Origin of the sequence: Streptomyces sp. NRRL WC-3549 (assembly GCF_000721935.1) — a bacterium.
Taxonomy (GTDB): Bacteria; Actinomycetota; Actinomycetes; order Streptomycetales; family Streptomycetaceae; genus Streptomyces.
On record NZ_KL585383.1, the window covers coordinates 188,843 to 192,682 of the forward strand.

Below are 3,840 nucleotides of genomic sequence, written 5' to 3' on the forward strand. Positions count from 1 at the left end.
GGGGCGCCAGCCGTACTTGTTGTCGAACTTCGACTTGGTGACCGCGTCGTTGACGTTGATCGCCGGGAACAGGAGGGTGCCGTCACGGTGCATCTCGTACAGCCGGTGCACACCGGTCGTGGTCTCCTCGGTGACACCCCGGATCTCGGAGGCCAGCTGGGTCCACTTCTGCGGGGCCTCGCCCAGGGTGCGGTTCAGCAGCGTGAGGATGTGGGCGTACTCCTCGCTGTCCGCCGTCGACGGGTCCGGGGCCGCGCCGGCCTTCTCGAACTCGACGCCCTTGTGGACGAGGAGGGTGGCGTCACCACCGTCGTCGAGGATCATGTTCGGGCCGCCGGTGGGGGTGTTCGGCCAGGTCAGCGCCTGCTCCGTGCACCACCAGTACTCCGCCAGCGTCTCGCCCTTCCACGCGAAGACCGGGACGCCGGCGGGGGCCTCCGGGGTGCCCTCGGGGCCGACGGCGATGGCCGCGGCGGCGTGGTCCTGGGTGGAGAAGATGTTGCAGGAGGCCCAGCGGACCTCGGCGCCGAGGGCGACGAGGGTCTCGATGAGCACCGCGGTCTGCACCGTCATGTGCAGCGAACCGGTGATGCGGGCGCCGGCCAGCGGCTGCGCTGCGGCGTACTCCTTGCGGATCGACATCAGGCCGGGCATCTCGTGCTCGGCGAGGGTGATCTCCTTGCGCCCGAAGGGGGCGAGGGAAAGGTCGGCGACCTTGAAGTCCTGGTGCTGTGCGGCCGTCGTCATAACGGGCTGCTCCTCGTCGTGGGTCGAGGGTGGGCTGGCTGGCTCTGCGGTGGCGACGGGCATACGGATGCCCGGTTCCTCACAGTGCAGTCCGTCGGAGGCCCTCTCTCCCTCGGCCGGCCCGCGACCGCGGACCGATCGACCGCCATCAGCAGCGACGTCTGGTACTGCGACGAATCTACACCGACCGGCCCGGCAACCCCCAGCCCGCCCGGAAATTCGGGGAGGCCTCGGGGGCGAGCGGGGCCGGACCCCAGTGGGTCGGTGGCCGGAATCGTCCAGCCGGACCGGGCGGACGGGCGAAGCGGACCCATCGGAGGCGCCGAAGCGTCGGAGGGCGCTCGAAGGGGTGACGGATGTGGCAGTCGAGCCGGCGCCGACCGACGTGCTGCGGCCGGTCGGTCCGGACACACCCGCTCCACCCGAGGCATCCCGTCACCCAGTCATCCGACGCGCCCGCCGGCCCACCCGACGCACCTGACGCCCCGATCCACCCGACGCACCCGGTCCGCCCGGTCCGCCCGGTCCGCCCGGTCCGCCCGGTCCGCCCGGCTATCCTTCCTGGCCTCCGGGGCCCTGCGAGCTCCCCGAGCCCTCCGAGCTCCCCGAGCCCTCCGAGGTCTCCGAGCCGTCCGAGGTCCCCGGCTCCGTCGTCGTCTCCGTGCCGCCGCCCGGGCTCTTGCCCGGGTTGGTGCCGGCCGCGGCGGCCTGCTCGTTGTAGATGTCCGGCTCCAGGTAGATCACCCGGGCGATCGGGACGGCCGCACGGATTCGAGCTTCGGCGGCGTTGATGGCCTCGGCGATCTCGGACGCGGACTCGTCGTGACGCACCGCGATCTTGGCGGCGACCAGCAGTTCCTCCGGGCCGAGGTGGAGCGTCCGCATATGGATGATGCGGGTCACGGTGTCGCCGTCGACCACCGAGGCCTTGATCTTCTCGACGTCCTCCACCCCTGCCGACTCACCGAGCAGCAGCGACTTCGTCTCCGCCGCGAGGACGATCGCGATGACGATGAGCAGGACGCCGATGCAGAGGGTGCCGATGCCGTCCCAGACACCGTTGCCGGTTCCCAGCGCCAGGCCGACACCGCCGAGGGCCAGGACGAGACCGACGAGCGCCCCGAAGTCCTCCAGCAGGACGACGGGAAGTTCGGGCGCCTTGGCCCGGCGGATGAAATCCGTCCAGGAGAGCTTGCCACGGGTCTGGTTGGACTCCGCGATGGCCGTACGGAAGGAGTAGCCCTCGGCGATGATCGCGAAGACCAGCACGCCGACCGGCCAGTACCAGGCCTCGATCTCGTGCGGGTGCTTGATCTTCTCGTAGCCCTCGTAGACCGCGAACATGCCGCCGACGGAGAACAGCACGATCGAGACGAGGAAGGCGTAGATGTAGCGCTCACGCCCGTATCCGAAGGGATGTTCCGGGGTCGCCTGCCGCTTCGCCCTTTTGCCGCCGAGCAGCAGCAGCCCCTGGTTCCCCGAGTCCGCGACCGAGTGGACGCTCTCCGCGAGCATCGACGACGAGCCACTGAAAAGGAACGCCACGAATTTGGCCACCGCGATCGCCAGATTGGCGGAGAGTGCCGCCACGATCGCCTTGGTTCCGCCTGACGCGCTCATGGGTGCGTGGTGTCCCTTCTCGGTGCCGCGGCACGGCGCCGCGCTTCGGGCGGACATTGTTGCAGCCACGGCTGCGGACGGTACGTCAGACCACCACGGTCGCGCGGAACAGCGTTCCCGCACCGGCCACTTCGACCGTCTCGCCCGCCGGTACGAAGACGGCTTCCCCGGGGGCCAGTGTGAGTCCGCCGGTGCGGGGGCCGCCTGCCGTGCACAGCAGGATCTGCGGCGCGGGTGCCGTCAGGTCGACGGTGTCCGCCCCGGCCGGCAGGACGTAGCGCGACAACCGGAATTCGTCGACCGGTGTCTCGTACAGCTCCTCACCGGTGGACGAGGCCTCCGGGCGCAGGATGTCCGGCTCGGTGGCCTCGAAGCGGACGATGCGCAGGAGTTCGGGCACGTCGACGTGCTTCTGGGTGAGTCCGCAGCGCAGGACGTTGTCGGAGTTGGCCATGATCTCGACGGCGAGTCCGTCCAGGTAGGCGTGCGGCACCCCCGCGCCGAGGTACATGGCCTCGCCCGGCCGCAGTTGTACGTGGTTCAGGAGCATGGCGGCGATGACGCCCGGGTCGCCGGGGTGGTGGTGGGCGATCTGGGCGTACGGGGCGTGGGCTCCGCCGAGCCGTTCGGCTGCCTCGGCGGCCTCCTCGACGGTACGGGCCATGTCGGCCGGGTCGGCGCCGAGGATCGCCGTCAGGACCTCGCGAAGCGCGGCCTCCTCCGGGTGGGCGCGGAGGAGGTCGACGTACGGCTTGAGCGAGTCGACGCCGAGGGCCCCTATCAGCGCGGCGGCCTCGGCCGGCCTGCGGAAGCCGCACAGGCCCTCGAAGGGCGTGAGCGCGCAGACCAGTTCGGGCTTGTGGTTGGTGTCCTTGTAGGTGCGGTGCGGTGCGTCGGCCGGAACGCCGCGGCGCTCCTCGTCGGCGTAGCCCGCCTGTGCCTGCGCGAGGTCGGGGTGGACCTGGAGGGAGAGCGGGGCGCCTGCCGCGAGCAGCTTCAGCAGGAAGGGAAGGCGGGGGCCGAAGGCGCGGACGGCCGCCGGGCCCAGTTCGCGTTCGGGGTCGGCGGCGATGACGTCGGAGAGGGGCCGTTCCGTGCCCGTCCCGGCGGGGCGGGTGAGCCGGGACGGGGCCCCGGGGTGGGCCCCCATCCACATCTCGGCCTGCGGTTCGCCGGTGGGTTCGGTGCCGAGCAGTTCGGGGATCGCCGTGGTGGAGCCCCAGGCGTAGGGGCGCACGGTGTTGGAGAGCCGGTCCATGGGTGTCGTCCTCGTGGGATGGGCGGGGCGGGTGGTGCCGGGGCCGGGTGGGTGTGGTGCGGGCCGCGGGCCGGCCGCCAAGGGTGCGAGACGTCGCTCCGAGGCGGGGAGGGACGGACGGTCAGGCGGCTGAGGCACGGGCGACCGGGGTCGGCGGACGTCAGGGTCAGGGGCGGGCTGGGGTGTCGGACGTCAGGAGCAGAGTCGGGCTGGGG

The 3,840-nt window shown here is 71.7% G+C and carries 3 protein-coding genes; all 3 read right to left on the bottom strand.

All coding sequences use genetic code 11. The annotated features are described in order from the left end of the window. Positions 1-747 (bottom strand): adenosylhomocysteinase (locus tag IH13_RS0103035; RefSeq protein ID WP_037840693.1); only part of this gene is annotated, 747 nt, incomplete at its 3' end. 552 nt (positions 748-1,299) lie between these two features. Further along, on the bottom strand, positions 1,300-2,367 hold the full coding sequence (locus tag IH13_RS0103040) for a cation diffusion facilitator family transporter (RefSeq protein WP_031080824.1): 1,068 nt from the start codon (positions 2,365-2,367) through the stop codon (positions 1,300-1,302). An 85-nt stretch (positions 2,368-2,452) separates the two neighbouring features. Then, positions 2,453-3,625 (bottom strand): mannose-6-phosphate isomerase, class I, encoded by a 1,173-nt coding sequence (manA, locus tag IH13_RS0103045; protein ID WP_031080826.1) that lies wholly within the window; start codon positions 3,623-3,625, stop codon positions 2,453-2,455. Between the last annotated feature and the right edge of the window lie 215 nt (positions 3,626-3,840).